Annotated in this window: 18 protein-coding genes; 3 read left to right on the plus strand and 15 right to left on the minus strand. The window is 39.1% G+C overall.

Features of this window, described 5'->3' with window-relative positions:
- Positions 1-22: 22 nt before the first annotated feature.
- The 7 genes from feoB to ACORJQ_RS03955 all read right to left on the minus strand — a co-directional run bounded on the left by feoB (position 23) and on the right by ACORJQ_RS03955 (position 8,056).
- Entirely contained in the window at positions 23-2,359 is a 2,337-nt protein-coding gene (gene feoB / locus ACORJQ_RS03925) for a Fe(2+) transporter permease subunit FeoB (protein WP_321326194.1), read from the minus strand.
- Positions 2,356-2,598 (minus strand): FeoA family protein, encoded by a 243-nt coding sequence (locus tag ACORJQ_RS03930; protein ID WP_321326196.1) that lies wholly within the window; start codon positions 2,596-2,598, stop codon positions 2,356-2,358. Before ACORJQ_RS03930 ends, feoB begins: the two co-directional genes overlap by 4 nt.
- A gap of 194 nt (positions 2,599-2,792) precedes the next feature.
- On the minus strand, positions 2,793-3,398 hold the full coding sequence (gene metW / locus ACORJQ_RS03935) for a methionine biosynthesis protein MetW (protein WP_321326840.1): 606 nt from the start codon (positions 3,396-3,398) through the stop codon (positions 2,793-2,795).
- Positions 3,399-3,403: 5 nt separating this feature from the next.
- On the minus strand, positions 3,404-4,561 hold the full coding sequence (metX, locus tag ACORJQ_RS03940) for a homoserine O-succinyltransferase MetX (protein ID WP_321326198.1): 1,158 nt from the start codon (positions 4,559-4,561) through the stop codon (positions 3,404-3,406).
- 7 nt (positions 4,562-4,568) lie between these two features.
- A complete protein-coding gene (locus ACORJQ_RS03945) occupies positions 4,569-5,147 on the minus strand; it encodes a YggT family protein (protein ID WP_321326200.1) in 579 nt (192 codons plus the stop codon).
- Positions 5,147-5,938 carry a pyrroline-5-carboxylate reductase gene (gene proC, locus ACORJQ_RS03950; protein WP_321326201.1) on the minus strand — a complete coding sequence of 264 codons (792 nt, stop codon included), beginning with the start codon at positions 5,936-5,938 and terminating at the stop codon, positions 5,147-5,149. The genes ACORJQ_RS03945 and proC overlap by 1 nt, the downstream gene beginning before the upstream one ends.
- A gap of 183 nt (positions 5,939-6,121) precedes the next feature.
- The gene (locus tag ACORJQ_RS03955; protein ID WP_321326202.1) at positions 6,122-8,056 is read right to left on the minus strand and encodes a hypothetical protein; all 1,935 of its coding nucleotides are present in this window, start codon (positions 8,054-8,056) and stop codon (positions 6,122-6,124) included.
- Positions 8,057-8,419: 363 nt separating this feature from the next.
- Between ACORJQ_RS03955 and ACORJQ_RS03960 the strand changes: the two genes are divergently transcribed.
- Positions 8,420-9,445: a hypothetical protein gene (locus ACORJQ_RS03960; protein ID WP_321326204.1), complete on the plus strand. Its 1,026-nt coding sequence runs from the start codon at positions 8,420-8,422 to the stop codon at positions 9,443-9,445.
- Between the two features lie 263 nt (positions 9,446-9,708).
- On the opposite strand, the gene ACORJQ_RS03965 is transcribed toward ACORJQ_RS03960, so the two are convergent.
- Positions 9,709-10,404: a YggS family pyridoxal phosphate-dependent enzyme gene (locus ACORJQ_RS03965; protein WP_321326206.1), complete on the minus strand. Its 696-nt coding sequence runs from the start codon at positions 10,402-10,404 to the stop codon at positions 9,709-9,711.
- Positions 10,405-10,683: 279 nt separating this feature from the next.
- On the opposite strand from ACORJQ_RS03965, the gene ppk2 reads away from it, so the two are divergent.
- Entirely contained in the window at positions 10,684-11,505 is an 822-nt protein-coding gene (gene ppk2, locus ACORJQ_RS03970; RefSeq protein ID WP_321326842.1) for a polyphosphate kinase 2, read from the plus strand.
- Between the two features lie 90 nt (positions 11,506-11,595).
- Entirely contained in the window at positions 11,596-11,826 is a 231-nt protein-coding gene (locus ACORJQ_RS03975; protein ID WP_321326208.1) for a hypothetical protein, read from the plus strand.
- A gap of 54 nt (positions 11,827-11,880) precedes the next feature.
- On the opposite strand, the gene ACORJQ_RS03980 is transcribed toward ACORJQ_RS03975, so the two are convergent.
- From ACORJQ_RS03980 to ACORJQ_RS04010, 7 genes are all read right to left on the minus strand, one after another.
- Positions 11,881-12,633: a hypothetical protein gene (locus tag ACORJQ_RS03980; RefSeq protein ID WP_321326210.1), complete on the minus strand. Its 753-nt coding sequence runs from the start codon at positions 12,631-12,633 to the stop codon at positions 11,881-11,883.
- A gap of 46 nt (positions 12,634-12,679) precedes the next feature.
- Positions 12,680-13,966: a dihydroorotase gene (locus tag ACORJQ_RS03985; protein WP_321326211.1), complete on the minus strand. Its 1,287-nt coding sequence runs from the start codon at positions 13,964-13,966 to the stop codon at positions 12,680-12,682.
- Entirely contained in the window at positions 13,963-15,063 is a 1,101-nt protein-coding gene (locus ACORJQ_RS03990; RefSeq protein WP_321326212.1) for an aspartate carbamoyltransferase catalytic subunit, read from the minus strand. Before ACORJQ_RS03990 ends, ACORJQ_RS03985 begins: the two co-directional genes overlap by 4 nt.
- Positions 15,060-15,572 (minus strand): bifunctional pyr operon transcriptional regulator/uracil phosphoribosyltransferase PyrR, encoded by a 513-nt coding sequence (gene pyrR / locus ACORJQ_RS03995; RefSeq protein ID WP_321326214.1) that lies wholly within the window; start codon positions 15,570-15,572, stop codon positions 15,060-15,062. Before pyrR ends, ACORJQ_RS03990 begins: the two co-directional genes overlap by 4 nt.
- Before the next feature lie 78 nt (positions 15,573-15,650).
- Positions 15,651-16,073, minus strand: a complete 423-nt coding sequence (ruvX, locus tag ACORJQ_RS04000; RefSeq protein ID WP_321326216.1) for a Holliday junction resolvase RuvX — start codon at positions 16,071-16,073, stop codon at positions 15,651-15,653.
- Positions 16,066-16,635: a YqgE/AlgH family protein gene (locus ACORJQ_RS04005; RefSeq protein WP_321326217.1), complete on the minus strand. Its 570-nt coding sequence runs from the start codon at positions 16,633-16,635 to the stop codon at positions 16,066-16,068. Before ACORJQ_RS04005 ends, ruvX begins: the two co-directional genes overlap by 8 nt.
- A 179-nt stretch (positions 16,636-16,814) precedes the next feature.
- Positions 16,815-17,870 carry an FAD:protein FMN transferase gene (locus ACORJQ_RS04010; RefSeq protein WP_321326219.1) on the minus strand — a complete coding sequence of 352 codons (1,056 nt, stop codon included), beginning with the start codon at positions 17,868-17,870 and terminating at the stop codon, positions 16,815-16,817.
- Positions 17,871-18,281 lie beyond the last annotated feature (411 nt).

An 18,281-nucleotide genomic window follows, 5' to 3' on the forward strand; every position in this document is an offset into this window, starting at 1 on the left:
ACTCTATATTTTTATGAGTGTTTTATCTGTTTTGTATCTGTTGTTTTAAGCGGTAGGGTTGGCCAGTTTTCCATAAATAAGCATACAAAATAGCAAAAACACTCAAAATGATGGCTACCCAAGTGATTGTTTGTTCTGGATGACGCGAATAAGTGGCAATTTGATAAAAACCAACAGAGACAGAGTAACCTAAAAGCATGCTCCAACTAGCACTGTACATTGCCCAGCGCCAGCCGAGTTCTTGTTTAATGGCTCCAAAAGTGGCCACGCAAGGAAAGTACAATAAAATTAATAACAGATAAGCGTATGCCCCAATTTGACCATCAAAGTAGGTGACCATTTTGTCTAAAGTTGAAAGCGTAAATCCTTGTTCTTCAGCAATAAGACTTTTGTCGTCAATACTTTCAATGGAGTGTAAGCCAAGTGGGTCTGCAATATTCGTGAAAATGTCTGAGATATTAGCAGGGATAGTTAAAACCGCATCTTTTAAGGCACTTAAAAATTGATACTCTGTATGTTCAACAGGTTCAGTTGATGATTTTTGATACAGAGCATCTAAAGATCCAACAACCACCTCTTTAGCTAGCAGGCCTGTGAAAAGTCCTACTGTTGCTGGCCAGTTCTCTTCTGAAATGCCCAGTGGCTCCACGATTGGGGTAGCCACCTTAGCAACGGTGCTTAGCACTGAGCTGGGTTGATTTTCGTGACCAAAAGTTCCATCAGTTCCTAAACTATTAAAGAAGTTTAAAACTAGCACCACGATAACAATGATTTTACCGGCATCAAGAATAAAGCTTTTGAGTTTATTACGGGTGTTTTGCAGCACGTTAATAATGGCAGGCTTATGGTAAATAGGCAATTCCATTAATAGTTTTGGCGCTTTGCCTGGCAACAAGGTGTTTTTAAGAATAATAGCGGTGAGTATTGCAGCTAGAATCCCCGCTAGGTAGAGTGAGAAAACAATCAGAGCGGCATCGTCTGCAAAAAATGCTGTTGCAAACATAACGTACACTGTTAAACGGGCACTGCAAGACATAAATGGCGTCATCATAATGGTCATAATGCGGTCACGCTGGTCGGGTAAGGTACGGCTTGCCAATACCGCAGGGATATTGCAGCCAAAGCCGACTACCAAAGGGATAAAGGCTTGGCCAGATAGCCCTAAACGTCGCATAAAATTATCCATTATCAATGCGGCACGTTGCATATAGCCTGTTTCTTCCATAATGGAAAGCAATAAAAATAAAGCCCCGATAACCGGGATAAAGGTAGCAACCACTTGAATACCACCGCCAATACCTTGGGCTAAAAAGGCAATAATCCATTGTGGAGCACCAATAGACTGTAAAAGTGCTGAAGGCCCGTCAACAAATATCGCTTGGGCTCCTAAATCAAAAAAGTCTAAAAATGCATTACCAATCGTGATGGAGAGTGCAAAAACCAAATACATAATGCCTAAAAAGATTGGCATGCCTAAAAAAGGGTGAAGTGCCCAACGGTCAATCGTATCGGTTGTATTGCGTGTAAATTGATCGGTATGCTCTTGGCTTGAGTGAGCCGCGTCATGTGCATGCTGAAAATATAAATCAGCCGCAATCAAGGCCAAATCTTCTTGGTAATGAGATTCTATTTTCTGTTTTTCGGCTTGGCAGAAACTGCGTAACTCAAGAGGAGCATGTTGAGGTTCAATCAACATTTGCAGGGTTTTCCAGCATGAATCAGAATCTGGGTTTTCTTGAATGTCACGCACGGCATGAACTGAGTTATGCAGGGTTTCAGGTAGATCAAAGTGAAGGCTTGAACGTTTATTTAACAACTCAGGAAGCTGTTGCTTTAATTGATCAATTCCTTTGTTGTAATAAGCTGAAACAGGGATAACAGGACAGCCCAATTGTTCTGAAAGTTTATCAACATCAATTCTTAGATTTCGTTCATTGAGCATATCCATTCGGTTAAGTACAACGACAACTGGTAAACCCATATGCAAGAGTTGAGCGGTTAAAAATAACTGACGCTCTAGACTGGTTGCATCAACCACGTTTAAAACTAAATCTGCAGGTTGGCACTGAAGGTAATCGGTAGCAACTTTTTCATCTAACCCAGCATGAGATGACTGTTCTAAACTGTAAACACCAGGTAGATCAATAAGGTGGTAGCTATGGTCATTGAGATCAAAAAAACCTGATTTTTGTTCAACCGTGACTCCAGGCCAATTACCTGTCGTTTGCTGTGAACCTGTTAAACGGTTAAATAGAGTCGTTTTACCGCTATTTGGGTTACCAATCAGGGCAATTTGATAAGAGTGCTTGCCTTGTTTTGATTGTTTTTTGAATTTAATTTTGGGCTTGATTACGGTCATGCTAGAGGTTCTACTTGAATGTATTCGGCTATTTCTTTATCAATGGCAAAACGACTACCGTCAACACTAATAACGATGTTTTGCCCTCGGCTTAATATGGTTTCAACAATACTGTGGGTATGAAACCCTAGGTTTATTAAACGCATTTTGAGTTCTAAACTGCCACTTAATGAGACAATTTGGCAAACTTGGCCATTGTGGCATTCGCTTAGAAGAGTAGAGTGTATTGGTGTCTGCATAAGTTTTTAAATGATAATAGTTTTTATTTACATGCAGGATAGCAAAACAGAATGGTAAATGCAAATTATTCTCAATAAAGAGTATTGCAGAAATATGAATATTGCTATTAATGCAGTGATTTAGATAAATTTAATAAGTTACCAGGCCTGGTAACTTATTATTTGAAGCCTAATTATTGAAAATAGACGGTTTGTTATTGGCTTTTCTTTTGCACTTTGTACAAGGCAACCTCACCAAGCCAGTTAGGTGCAATACGCATACCAAAAGAACTTTGGTGTTCTGCGTTTACTACTGTTCTGGCCACAACTTCCAAGCCCTTAGCTTCGCAGAGATCTTCAAAGTCATTAAAGGTACACATATGAATATTGGGGGTGTCGTACCAGTGATAGGGCAGGGTATCGGTTTCTGGCATGCGGCCATTAAGCAGTAGCTGTAAACGCATACGCCAATGACCAAAGTTAGGGAAGGTGATAATGCACTGTTTACCAACCGCTAACATATCATCCAACAGTTCATCAGGTCGACTAACTACTTGTAAAGCTTGAGTCATAATCACAAAATCAAACGAATCTTCATCAAAGTATTCACAAATATCGTGATTATTTAAATCACTTTGAATCACATTAATGCCTTTTTGAATCGCTTGAATATTCTTCTGCGAGTCTAGCTCCATTCCATAACCAGTAATTGAGTAGGTATCAATAAGGTGTTTGAGTAGTTGGCCGTCACCACAGCCTAAATCTAATACACGGCTGTTAGGGGTAATCCAGTCAGAAATTAGTTTAAATTCAGGAGAAATATTTTTCATGACAACTCTCCTTGTTGGTTCGCTAACTTCACATCATTAATCACTCTTTGCATATAGGCATTAAAAACCCCCTCATAATGATCATTTGGCAATAAAAATGCATCATGACCATGTTGAGATTCTACTTCTGCATAACTCACGTCTGCATCGTTATCTAGTAGTGCTTTTACAATCTCATGTGAACGTTCTGGTGAAAAACGCCAGTCGGAGGTAAAAGAAACAACTAAGAATTTAGCGGTCGCTTTAGCAAGGGTTTTACTGAGATCGTGATCATAATCTGCCGCCGGATCAAAGTAATCTAGTGCTTTTGTCATGAGTAAATAGGTATTAGCATCAAAGTTCTGTTTTGTGGCAAATTTTTCACCTTGATAACGAAGATAACTCTCTACCTGAAATTCAACTTCGTAATTGTATTGGTATTTTTCTTCACGCAGTTCACGACCAAATTTAGAGCCCATCATGTCATCAGATAAATATGTTAAATGTCCTAACATTCGGGCTAAGGATAGACCTTGTTTAGGAATGGTGTTTTTTTCAATATAGCGTCCATCGTGAAACTCCGGGTCAGACATAATCGCTCGCCTGGCAACTTCATTAAAGGCGATATTTTGTGCCGAAAGTTTTGGAGCTGCGGCAATCACTAATGCATGACGAAGTTTGTCAGGATAATCAATCGACCACTGTAAAACCTGCATACCACCCATTGAACCACCAAGTAAAGCAGCCCATTGATCAATACCTAAATGTTTACGTAGTTCATTTTGACTATTTACCCAGTCCCGACATGTCATCATTGGAAAGTCTGGACCATACACTTTACCCGTCTCTGGATTTAGGCTTGTTGGGCCAGTACTTCCTCTACAGCCACCAAGGTTATTAGAACAGACAACAAAAAAATGATTAGTATCTATCGGTTTACCTGGCCCAATATAACCATCCCACCAGCCCACTTTACCATCGGCATCTTCACCTGCTACATGATGGTCTCCACTTAATGCATGGCATACTAAAATGGCATTAGAAGCGGTAGCATTAAGTTCACCATAAGTTTCATAAACTAAGTCATAACGCGGTAATACGGCACCACTGGCTAAGGTAAGTGGGCTTTCAATTTGTAGCAATTGTGGAGTAATTACTCCTAATTTTTGACTCATGTACTGACTAACCTATCATTTGTTGGGCGACTTGAGTAAGAGAACCCAAAATCACAATTTGAAAAAGTTTAATCGCCAAAATAGCAACAATAGGTGTGATGTCTATCCCACCCATAGCTGGTACAAAACGTCTGAACGGAGCTAAAATCGGCTGTGTGAGTTGGTCAAAAATCGCAGTATTTGGATTATAACCTGGTGATACCCAGCTCAAGACCGCTTGAATGATAATTAACCAAAACATCATATCTAATAGTTGGTTTGCAATTTCAGTAGTTGAGGCTAACAGAATAAATGGCACGCTAAAACTGCGAGCCGATAGATAACCTATCAACACAACAAATAAGGATTGAATGACCACCGCGGTTAAAATGGCTGACCAATCCCAACGTCCTTTTGCAGGCAATATTTTATTGAACGGAGCACATAGCGGGTTAGTGACTTTAGCAATGAATTTAACAATGGGGTGATGCCAATCTGCATAGGTTGCACGCAGTAAAAAGCGTAACATTAAAACAAAAATAACAAGCCCAGTAATAAATTGAAGAAGAAATAGGCCGCCTTGTCCTATGGGTGAAGCAAATTCCATTACGCTTTTCCTCCAAGTTCATCGGCTAATTCAACCGCTCTGTTTTGTGCTGCTTTCATAGCTTTGTTTATAATTTCTGGTAAACCGTCTGCCTGAAAACTTTGAACCGCTTTTTCAGTTGTTCCGTTTGGTGAGGTAACGTTTTGACGCAAAGAAGCAAAGTCTTGATGGCTCTCTAATGCCATTTTGGCAGCACCTAAAGCGGTTTGTAAGGTAAGAAGGTGTGCCGTTTTTTCATCTAGCCCTAACTGTTGACCAGCTTGTTCCATGGCTTCCATAAACAGAAAATAGTAGGCAGGGCCACTTCCGGAAAGTGCCGTAACCGCATCCAGTTTTTCCTCGTTATCGACCCAAACGGTAATACCAGCAGCACGTAAAATATGTTCTGCCTGGCTTTGTTGATCTTGGCTAACAATCTCATTGGCAAATAAACCTGTTGCACCAGTTTGTATTAATGCCGGCGTGTTTGGCATGGTTCTAACAATTGCCACATTACCACCTAACCAGCGGTTAATATCTTTTGAGCGGATTCCCGCAGCAATTGAAATGATTAACGGTTTTTTGCTTTTGACTGAATCTAGGATTGTTTGGCAAACAGATTCTAATATTTGTGGCTTGACGGCTAAAACCACAATATCAGCTTTGTTTACCGCCTCAGCGTTATCGCCAAAGCATTTAATTCCAAATTTTTCTGTGACAGCGTTTCGGCTTTCTTGAGTTGGATCGGTCGCGATAATATTTTGTTTGTCATAGCCGCTGGCAATAAGTCCGCCAATAAGGCTTTGGGCCATGTTTCCTGCGCCAATAAAACAGATAGATGCATGCATATTAGATTAATCCATTTCTAGAGATTTGAAGTCTAACTATTATAAAGGATTGATACTAAAAAAATAGCACTTGAGTGTGTTTTACATTCAAGTGCTATGAATTGAGTCTATTTCAACTCTATTTGAATTTTAAAATCAGTTTAGGCGTTATTGAATTCCACCCACTGTTTGACTTGCAAGGGTTTCAGTTAGAGGTGGTGTTTGTTCATACATCTCTTTAAAACGCCCTACATAACTATCTCCTGCAATACCGCCATGTGCAACATCATCGGCGTGCATAGCATAGACAAAGCTTGGTTTAATGGTTTGGTAATACAACTCAGTAGTAACTGTAAACGGTGCTGTACCAGCTGAAACATTAATTTCATAAGTGACAGTATCGCTTGCATCTGATCCCGTTGTGTCTTTGCCTGGGGCAAAGTTGGTATCTGTTGTAGCTGTTCCTATAATACCATCATCCTTAATATTGGTGTCTGCTGGATTGGTATGTTGACCAGCTAAAGTCCAACCTGTTGGTGGAATACGGTTGTCTTTTATATATTGACGAGCATGCAATAACACATGAGTAATGTCTTGATTTACATCACCTAAAACGCCTTCATAAATAGCCACTTGGTCTGCACTATTAATAATGTCGTGATGAGGTTCATAACAGCCTTCAGCAAGTGAGTCAAAAGTTGCTGGATCAGGTTGCTTATTCATTTCTAAACATTTGCTGGCGGTAAAGTTGGCATCTTTTGCAATACGGCCATTACTATCTACAGCACCAGATTCAAATACGGTTGAACCATTTGTATCGGTGACTTTGATATGAACCCACATACGACGAGATGGATAACTTGTTGGTAGTTTATGACCTGTTTTATTGGTAATTTTAACGGGTACATTTAGGGTCGAACCCACTAAAGAGGGAGTTACAGCAATATCAGCCGCTTGACTTAAAAATTGTTGAGTCGCGGTAATTTTATCGGTAAAACCTTGAGCAGTATGTCCAGAGGCACTACCTAAACCTAATTCATTCATATAGGTTTTAAGAAGTGTTAATAAATAACTATTTCCACCTACAAATTCATGTACACCAAAAAAGCTATTGGCATCATCGCCGCTCGCGACGTCAGGTCTTTGAGTTGATAAGTTATTTGGCCGTGTACTTATAACTGTTCTATATCCATTTGTAGGTTCAGCCATGTGGCAGGCTTGGCATGTTTTATTACCTTTAGTTGGGTCAGAATAATCACTATTCAACCATTCCCAATAAGGAGTTTGTTCTGGAAATTGAGCAATAGAATTTGAGTCATTTGGATCGATTAAAACGGGATCACCATTAAGATCTAAAGTAGGTGTATAAAGGTTGTGACAACTTGCACACATGGCGGATTCTGCAATATGAGCGGCATAAGCAGGTGTGTATTGAGTGTTATTAATCATTGGTTGGGCAGTGAGACCTTTGAAAGGACCAAAAATAGTAGGATCTGAACCAGCGTTTTCTGTTGCATCTTTGATTTTGTAATGCCCACTCATACTGGCTACATTTCCAAGATTATCTGGCTGAATCTGATGACAAGCAGTACAAGCTACACCTTCACGAGCAGAGTTATCTGCAATTGCTGTGGCTAATGGGTAGCCACCATCTGCTAATAAAGTTGTTGGGTCAGCTACTAATGATGTGCCAGTTTGGTGTGCATGGGTATAAGCCATTGGGGCATGGCAACGCATACAGGTGTCTTCAATAAATACTTTTTTGTCTGGAAAGACATGGCCCTCTTCTTCAACCACGGCATTGAAATATGGGTCATTCAATGAATTGGCCATGGTCGAATGTTTCCATTTTGTAAAAGGGCTGACATCTACATTATTGTAAACCATAACTGTTGATGATCCTGTATGGCACATTGCACATGTTAATGATGAAGAAAACACTCCTTCAGTCCCCCAATCAGCTATAGCAGTAGTATTGCTGAAGATTGCACTATGCAAATCATTACTATCATCAGTAGTGTCGGAATCGCCGCCACCGCCGCCACACCCAACTAAAATTAGGGTTAAAAATGCGGGTAAAATTTTCCATGCAAAATGTTTCATTGGATTTTCCTTATTTTTCTGTTCATTTTACTTACATTGCAGTTATTTGTTTGCGTAGAGTTAAAGCTTGTTGTCAGAAATGGAATTAAACTTGATTTAAAGTAATTCTAGAGTGAAAAAACAAATTTTACGGACATGGTATTGAGTAAAAACACCACATAAAAAAGGGTTAAAGAAGTTGAAATTTGGCCGATAAATTAACAATAAAATATATAAAACACACCTGAGAAAATTAACTAGCCTCGATAAAAAGTTTATTGAGATGCCTCAATTGCCAAGGTTTAAAAAGAAAGATAAAACGTTAAATAAAACGGTTTTATATCCATTCTAGCAAATACCTATCTAGGAAAAAAGGGGTGTATTATGCCAAGCTCAATTTTAGAAAATCCCTTACTACATTCATTATTTGGGACTCAAAATAATAAACATAAAAAATCACCAGGCTTGGTTGGTTTTCAACCTGTTACTGATATACAAGTAGCCAATCCCGCAACAAATAAACAGTCTCAGGCTAACTTTGCAGGAGATGTGGCGTATTTACCTAGTCAGAAATCTGCAATGGAGGCAATAAATCTGGCCGCGGTTGAGCGTAGCTATCAATACAGTGAAACGTCGAGTTTGCAATTGACCACAAAAGAGGGCGATACGGTTAGTCTGGATTTTAGACAGCTGTATGCTCAGTATCAATCTTATCAACAAATGCAAACAGCACAGGTGGATAAAAACAGTCCAAGCGGGATGCGTCTTTTTGAAAGCCGTCAAGCAATGGAAGCCACCCAGTTTGTAGAGCAGTTTGCGTTTAGCGTGCAAGGTGATTTAAATGAGGATGAATTAAAAGCTGTATTTGATGTTTTTGAGCAAGTGGATTCTTTGGCTAATCAGTTTTTTGATGGCAATATTGAGCAGGCATTACAGCAAGCTATGTCGTTAAAAATCGATTTTACTCATTTAGATAGTTTTAAACTTAATTTAAGCCAAACTCAAACGGTAAAAGCCAGTTATCAACAGGCTGCTGTTAATCAATATCAGGACGTTAAGCAACAAAGCGAAAATGGGGATTCATCGCAAAACAATGGGGTGAACATGAGTGAATTACCCGTCTATCTACAAACCTGGCAAAACACCATTGATCAATTAAATGAACAGTTTGTGAATGCTCGAAAATTAGTAGATGATTTTGTGGGGCAAGTCACATCACAAAGGTTTGCACAGCAAGATAGTAGCCCAAGTTGGTTAGAGCGAGTTCAACAGTTTCATCAGCAGTTAGCTGAAATGGCTCAACCAAACAAGGTTGCTTTAGAGAACACAGATAATGTTGATGAAAATCCAGCTATTGAAAAAGATGTGGAGAGCTTTAAGGTGAGTCAGCCTTATGAGAAAACAGCTTGATGATAAAATTGAAGATGCACAAAAAAAACACTAAATTGACGGTTAAAAACAGTAAAAAATAGTTAAGAAAATAAATTAAAGGCCGTTACATATAATACAGAGGTGATTGGCGTTTAATGAGAGTTAAATGAATAAATCGCCCTAGCAACTCTTATTATAACTATGGTTTACTTTATAAGATTTGCGCAAAAAGGAGATGAAAAAAACCAAAACGGTGAAAGCGGTTTTGGTTTTTTTTTGCTTTTTTGAGCTACTTTTTTTGGTTAATTTGTATAATTACGGGCACCAAAAATATCGGTACCAATTCTTACTATGGTGGCTCCTTCAAGAATAGCCGCTTCCAAATCACCAGACATTCCCATCGATAAAGTATCAAACTGCCAATTAGGATGTGCTTGTTGAATTTGTGCAAGCAATTCACGCATTTTTGCAAAAGGGATTCTTTGTTGTTCTGCTGTTTCTGCAATTTGCGGAATCGCCATTAAACCGCGTAATTGCAAATTGGGTAAATCAGCAATCTGTGGAGCTAGTTCTAAAACCTCATCAACCGTAAATCCTGCCTTAGAAGCTTCATTACTGATATTGACCTCAAGCAAAATATTTAATTTAGGTAAATCAGCAGGACGTTGTTGGCTGAGTCGTTGAGCAATTTTTAAACGATCAACACTATGTACCCACTGGAAATGTTCGGCAATGGGTTTGGTTTTATTGGATTGAATGGGGCCAATAAAATGCCACTCTAAATCAGGACAAATCTCAATTTTGGCTAAGGATTCCTGCAAATAATTTTCACCAAAAGCCTTTTGACCAATTTTAGAAAGAGTTTGAATATCTTCAATGGGTTTGGTTTTACTTACCGCCAAAAGTTGAACGGATTCAGTAGAACGATTTGCTATTTTACAGGCCTGGTCAATTCTGTTTTTAACATTTTGGTAACGCTTTTCAATAGTCTCAGTCATGTAAACTCCAATTTCACTCAGTCTTTATGCTGGTCATTTTAATGTATTTTGGTGTCTGCTGGCTTTTATCTGAAATTTCGGTGGTTATTTAGAACCTTCTAAAACTTTCTTTAAAACATCTGTTTTGGGTTTGTTTGTTGTAAATTGTCTTCAATCAATTTTCTTGCTTAGATTTACTTAGCTGTTACTTTAAAGCTGTGTCAAGAAGAGTATAGTTAAGGTATAAGAAATCATTAAAGAAGAAGATAAATATGCAATGGTTTCTAAAATAAAAAAGACATCCCCGTTTTAAGTAAGGAGGTTAGGGTGAAGAAAGTAAAGTCTAGTGAGAGTAATTATCCATATACAGATAAGATTAATCGTAAAGAGTATGAAGAAATCAAACGTTCTCTACAAATAGAACTGCTTAAGTTACAAAAGTGGGTTAAAGAGAATGATGAGCGTATTGTGTTGTTGTTTGAAGGACGTGATGCGGCAGGTAAAGGTGGCACAATCAAACGCATTATGGAACATCTTAACCCACGTGGCGCACGTGTTGTGGCGTTGGATAAACCAAGCGATATTGAAAAAGGGCAGTGGTATTTTCAACGTTATATAGAAAATATGCCTACCGCTGGTGAGATGGTTTTATTTGACCGTTCTTGGTACAACCGTTCTGGTGTAGAGCGAGTAATGGGATTTTGTAAACCACAAGAGTACACCTTATTTATGCACCAAGCTCCAGAGTTTGAACGTATGTTGGTTGCTGATGGTGTTCGCATTATTAAGTTCTGGTTCTCGGTAGGACGTAAAGAACAATTAAGACGTTTTAATGCCCGTAAAACTGACCCGTTAAAGCAGTGGAAGCTAAGCCCGATGGATTTAGCCTCGCTTGATCGCTGGGACGATTACACTAGAGCCAAAGAAGATATGTTTTTCTATACTAATACGAATCATGCACCTTGGACAGTGGTTAAATCAAATGATAAAAAACGTGCCCGTTTAGAAGCCATGCGTCATGTTTTGAGTCAGATTCCTTATAAAGGTAAAGATGAAAAAGTGGTTGGAGTACCTGACCCATTAATTGTCAGTTCTGGCGAAGATATTTTTCAGTACGACTAAAGTTAATAACTTTACATTAGAAAACTTTAAATTAGATAGCTTTGGATTAAATAAGCTTAACTTGAATAAAGAAAACAAGGAGACCAAATTATGAAGATTGATAAACACGCATACAAAGTGGTAGCGGGCTTTAAAAAAAGCTTATCAAAAGAGCAAATTAAAGTATTAGGTAATGAAAGTTTTGAAGAGTTACAAATTTTAGTAGAAGCCGCTTTAGGGGCAACGGCTGAAAATATATTGCATGGCGTTTCTAAAGAGCTAGAGAGTTTAGCCAAAAAAACACGTAAAAAAGCAAGAACGATTGAAGGTTTAGATCGTTAGAGTTGTTAAGTTTTATCTGTTAAAAATTATCTGCTAAATATTATCCGTTAAGTCTTAACAGTTAATATTAAATGCCTGCACAGTTAACCAGCTTTTATCCTGGCTAATTTGCAGGCATTTTTGTTGTGTGATTTTATTTGTAAGTAGTAACACTTGCCATTTTTTTTCATCACTGTTGTCTATTTGATTTTGCATCTTATTTACCCAATAAGCAAATAACTCAGACAAGTCGCCATCTACACATCCTGGCAACCCAATAGAGGATACCAAGCGATTCTGTATTTTCCAGTCTTCTAATAGAGTGCAAGCACCTATTGCTTGTGGAGGCATCTCTGGCATTAAATACCGAGCAGGTTTTACCGTAAACGGAAATGCGTCGTTACTCTCTAAAACTACAACCGTAGACGCATCTAATTTAAGATCAGCCTTTTGATTGGACCGATGTTTAGCCACTGCAAAAGCATTAGCCATAGCTAAATCACTGGCTAAAATAAGAAGCGGTTGCTGCGGATCGGGGTTAATAAATGATGAATGAGAAGAGCTCATTAATTTACCAGGCCTGGTAAAAATCTCTTTTGCTATAGGTTTTTGGGTTAAAAACTGATATTGATGTGTTTGGTTGTGCTTGGCATGTTGAAACAACATGAGTTCATTGTCAGGTGCTTCATTTAAATAAAACACCTTACCAATAGCCTCTTCAAAGAGTAGCTCATCTTGTAAGGTTAATGAAATTAAGAAAAAACCATTAACCTGTTCTGATTGTTCAAACTGCTCAATCGTTATGTTAACGCCATGACTCAGTGACATAAAAACGGTTCCGTTATTATCTCTTTAGCCATTTTTATAAACAGCCTTAAGCTTGACTGCTACGGTAAACAGGGCGGCCTTGAAAGAAAGTTTCTACAACTTGTCCTACAAATTCCCAACCTGCAAACGGTGTATTTTTACCTTCACTAACCATCGTTTTGGTGTCTAAGGTCCAAATTGCTTCTGGATCAACAATACAAATGTCTGCTGAACTACCTGGTAGTAAAGATCCAGTTTGGCAGCTAATGATTTGAGCAGGGGCTTGAGTCACGCAACGTATTGCGGTCATAAGATCGAGCTGTTTATTTTCTACCAATTTCAAAATAAGCGCTAGAAGAGTCTCAAAGCCACTAATACCTGGAGCACTTTCACCAAAAGGCAGTAATTTTGCATCTCTTCCTAAAGGTGTATGGTCGCTTACTATGGCATCAATCACACCAGAGTTAACCCCAGCAATTAAAGCTTTTTGATCTTGTAAACTTCTTAGCGGTGGAGAGACATTGAATAGGCTGTTAAAACCAAGTAGATCCATTTCTGAGAGCAATAGTTGGTGAATTGCAACATCACAGGTAACTGGTAAGCCACGTTTTTTAGCTTCGGCAATAAGTTCAACTGAGCGAGCACAAGAAATTTGTGAGAAGTGGGCTTTTACGCCTGACTCTTCAACTAAAATTAAGTCTCTGGCTAGAGCCGCTGTTTCTGCTGCGGGGGTGATTTCAGGCAGACCTAAACGAGAACTTACCGGGCCGCTATGAGCAATCCCTTTGTTTTTTAGCAGAGTATCTTCGCAACGTAACATAATGGGTAAACCAATGGTGACGTTATATTCAAGTGCATTTTTTAAGGTTAATGCATTTTGAATAGGTTGGTTTGCTTGGCTTAATGCAATACAGCCAGCTTGCTTTAATGAATATGAATTACTTAATCGTTCGCCCTCTAACCCTTGGGTAAGAGCACCGATTGGCATAACAAATGCAGTGGCGGCTTGTCTAGCACGGCGTTGAATTAGCTCGGTAACCGCTTGAGAATCATTAACGGGTGCGGTGTCTGGAGGGCAACAAATGCTAGTGATGCCGCCAGCAACGGCGGCCTTAGTTTCTGATTCAATACTACCTGCATAATAACTTCCCGGTTCACCAAGGCGTGCTTGCAAATCTACCAGGCCTGGTAAAATCCATTTGCCCGTTGCATCAATTTCTTGATCTGCAGTAAATCCATCAGGTAGTTCGTCACCAATTGCCACAACTCGACCACGAGAAAGATAAAGATTGGTTATCTTGTCAATATTTTGGCCTGGATCAATGATACGCCCGTTGGTAATAATGTGTCTCACAGCGTATCCTCCGTGTTGTTAGCTTTTGAGGTTGAACCATCTAAGTCTATTGAACCATCCAAGTCTATTGGGCTATCTAAATCTAATGAGGCTTGTTGTTCTTGCTCTAATTTATATTGTGCAAGCTGAGCGGCATTGCTCATTAAAATTGACATGACTGCCATACGAACGGCAATACCATAGGTTACCTGTTCTAAGATCACGGATTGTGGACCATCGGCTACCGCAGAGTCGATTTCTACGCCTCGGTTAATGGGGCCAGGATGCATAACAATGGCATCAGGCTTAGCGAGGGCTAAGCGTTTTTCAGTAAGGCCATAGAGTTTAAAAAACTCCTTTTCACTTGGAATTAAGGCACTGGTCATGCGCTCGTTTTGCAGGCGAACCATAATCACTACATCCACATCTTTTAAACCTTCTTCCATATCGTGATAGACATGCACGCCCATCGCTTCTGGCGATTCTGGCATTAGAGTTTTAGGACCAATCACGCGGATTTCGCGAGCTTCTAAAATACTCAATGCTTGAATCTGTGAACGGACTACGCGTGAGTGTAAAACATCACCAATAATGGCTACGGTTAAATCGTAAATATCGCCTTTATGTTTGCGAATGGTGTACATATCCAACATGGCTTGGGTTGGGTGCGCATGTTGGCCATCGCCAGCATTCATCACGTGTACATGTGGAGCAACATGTTGCGAGAAAAAGTGTGCGGCACCACTTTCTGAGTGACGAATAACAAACATGTCGGCCTGCATGGCTTGTAGGTTCCAAAGCGTATCTAATAGTGACTCGCCTTTTTTGGTGGCGGAAGTTTGAATATCTAAGCTTTCTACATCTGCTGATAATCGTCTCTCGGCAATTTCAAAGGTAGTACGAGTACGAGTGCTTGGCTCAAAAAACAAGTTCATAATGCTTTTACCACGCAACAAAGGCACTTTTTTAATCTCATTGGTAATCGGATTAATGAAGGATTCTGCAGTATCCAAAATCTCGGTAAGGTGGTGAGCCTTTAATCCTTCAAGAGTTAAAAAGTGTTTGAGTTTGCCCAGTTCATTTAGCTGAATATTGGGGCCAGCTAATTTCGCACTCATGCCGTTTCCTCATCGTTTTGTAAAATGGTAACTACTAGCGGGTCTGGCCCAGTTAATTTAATGGTCTGACTGCACTCCAAACTGGTACCGATAATATCAGCCTGAAAGGGCAATTCGCGGCAACCTTTACGGTCTAGTAAGGTCACTAAAGTGACACTTGCAGGGCGACCAAAATCAAAAATTTCATTAAGAGCGGCACGAGTGGTGCGGCCAGTATAAAGAACATCGTCCACTAAAATAATATGCTGGTCTTCAATGTCCCATGGAATACTAGATGGTTTGACAGTAGGGTTAAGGCCCATTTTTGAGAAGTCATCTCGGTAAAATGAGATATCAATGACACCTAATTCATCTTCTAAATTTAGTTGTTTATGAAGTTTTTGGGCAACCCATTCACCACCTGTACGAATACCAATCATTTTGGGTGATTTGTTAAATATGGCTTTTTGTTGAATTTCTTCACAGATTTGGGTAATCAGTTTTGGAACATCAATATCGAGTTCGGTCATGATAAAGTCTCATTTTACGCAAAGTATTGCTGTTTTTGGCTGCTTGCAGTATCTACAAACCTACTCAATTTATAAGCATTATAGGGCTTGCAACCAGTTTTCTAATAAAATTTGTGCGGCATGGTCATCAATGTGTTTTTGCTTTAAACCGCGGTGTTCTGCTTCAATCGAGCTTAACTGTTCTTCAATATAAAATACTGGCCGTTGATAGCGACCATGTAGCCTTTGACCAAATTTGCGAGCAGGTTGAGTCAATGCTTGTTCAGAACCATCTAATCGCATTGGTAGGCCTACCACGATGGCCACAGGCTGCCACTGTTCAAACAGGGATGTGATGTGTTGCCAATCAGGTTTGCCATCTTTACTATTTACAATGGCTTCTGGGCTGGCCGTTTGGGTAATGGTTTGCCCAATAGCAACACCTATACGCTTTAGACCAAAATCAAACCCAATAATAACGCCTTCGGGCTTGCTATTGTTTCGTTTATTTTTGCTAGGCATGACCTGCCTCGGAGCTTAAAAATTCTGGTGAAATGCCTAAGGTGCCAAGGGCCACTTCCCAACGTTTATCAATAGGGGTTTCAAATAATAAACTATGGTTAAACGGAATGGTGAGCCAGCTGTTTTCTTGAATTTCTTGAGCAAGTTGTCCTGGTTCCCAACCTGAAAAACCTAAACAAGTAATAAAGTTTTTAGGGGCCAGGTCTTCACTGAGTGCATCTAAAAAATCTTCGGAAACGGTCATGCTGAGATTGTCCGGTAAATCCATAGAGCTTTTCCATTGGCCTTGAGAATCATGCAAAATAAAGCCACGCTCTAAGTCAACCGGGCCACCTATTAGGACTTGATCTTCTAAGTAGTCAGAGCCTTCATGAATAGGTAAATCGAAATGTTCTAAAAGCTCTCTGATATTGAGGTTTTTATGAGGTAGGTTAATCACCAGACCCATAGTGCCGTGCTGGTTGTCTTCTACGATATAAATAACGGTTTTTTCAAACCAGCTATTTTCAAGAGCAGGCATGGCGATAAGAAAGTGATGTTCTAATGATTGCATTTGATTCATAGAGGAATTATAGCAGAGACCTTTCTTTGAAATAGAGACGAAATTCATATGTAGGTAAAAAAATTGCTACTTTTTTACCTACCTGTTTCTCTATCTATTTGGAAATGGTTTAGCTAGTTATTTAGCTAATGATTCACTAATGATCCAACACGTTATTTACTCGGACAACAATCAAACGTTTATTGCAAAAGTTTAATGCGTTTAGCCATGCTAGGGGTTTGGTAAATTTTGCCGGATTGGTCAATGCAAAATGCTTGGGTTACACCCATTGATTTGGCAATTTTTAGCCAATTATTAGGCCCTGCAATTAATAGTGCCGTGGCTGCTGAATCGGCAGTAATCGCATCGGGATGAATTACGGTAACCGATGAGAAACTCTCAGCAGGATAGCCAGTGTTGGGATCTAAAATATGCGAGTAACGTTGGCCTTTCCAATCAAAATAACGCTGATAGGTGCCAGAGGTAACAATGCTTTCACCACTATTTAATGCAATTTGAGCAATTGCTGTTTTTGGATTAGTTGGGCTTTCTATACCAATAGACCAGGCCTGGTGATTTTTATTGCCAATCACTTTCATATCTCCACCAATACTCACTAGGGCATTTTTTACCCCTGCTTTTTCTAAAGTATCTAATGCAATATCAATAGCTAAGCCTTTGGCATTGCCACCAAAATCGAGTCTTACGTCTTTATTTGAACTGGTTAATACATCACCTTTAAAAGAGATATCGGCAATGCTAGGTTTGCTTTTTAACCAGTCTTTAATTTTTTGTTCACTAGGGGGTGGGCCTTTCCATTCTTCTGAATGAAAGCCCCATAGACCAATAAGACTTCCAATTCCTGGGTCAAATAACCCCTGACTCTCTTGGCTGAGCTGTTGAGATTTAACAATAAAATCTTTGACAGATTGGGCGACTTTAATGGGCTTTTGTTCTTTAATAGCTTGGTCAATTTTGCTGACTATGCCGCCTTTTTCCCATGCATGCCACTCTTTATGCATGACTCTAAATTTATCTTCAACTTGGGTAATGGCTTTTTGTGCACTGGCAATATCTTTGTCATACACAATAATTTCTACAAAGGTACCAAATACGACTAAAGAGCCTTTGGTGGCAGGTAACTCTTCAGACTGACAACCGCTTAATAGGGTAAAAGGAAGAATAAGAGCGATGATATATGAGTAAGGCTTTAAAGATGATAAAAACCGAGTTTTTAAAAGTGATAAGAAAGACATGACTTTGTTTAATTACCTTGTGGATAGCGTTTAAAGTTGTATTACAGACATTCACATACGTAGATTGTTGGCAAAAAATGATTAAATTTTGACAGATTGTAATAATGCGGTGTTTAACCTTTAAAGCGGTTTTGCTAATAGCTGACTATTAGCTCTATTTTGGCCTTAATCGGTAAACAATTGCCTTATTTTTCTCAATCAATCAGTCGTGTAAAAGCCACTATTAGTATGTTTTAAGCTAATTTTTTGATGCATTACATCGAGAATATAAGTCTTTCATTATAAATGAGAGTTATCTTATAAAAGTAGTTTTACTTGTTTTATTTGAATTAGGTTGATGGCTTCTTTATTGGATAAAACTGGTATGGATTCTGCTTTTGATTTAAAAAATAAATATGATTGATTTTTATG

It is taken from the genome of Thiomicrorhabdus sp., from assembly GCF_963662555.1.
Classification (GTDB): domain Bacteria; phylum Pseudomonadota; class Gammaproteobacteria; order Thiomicrospirales; family Thiomicrospiraceae; genus Thiomicrorhabdus.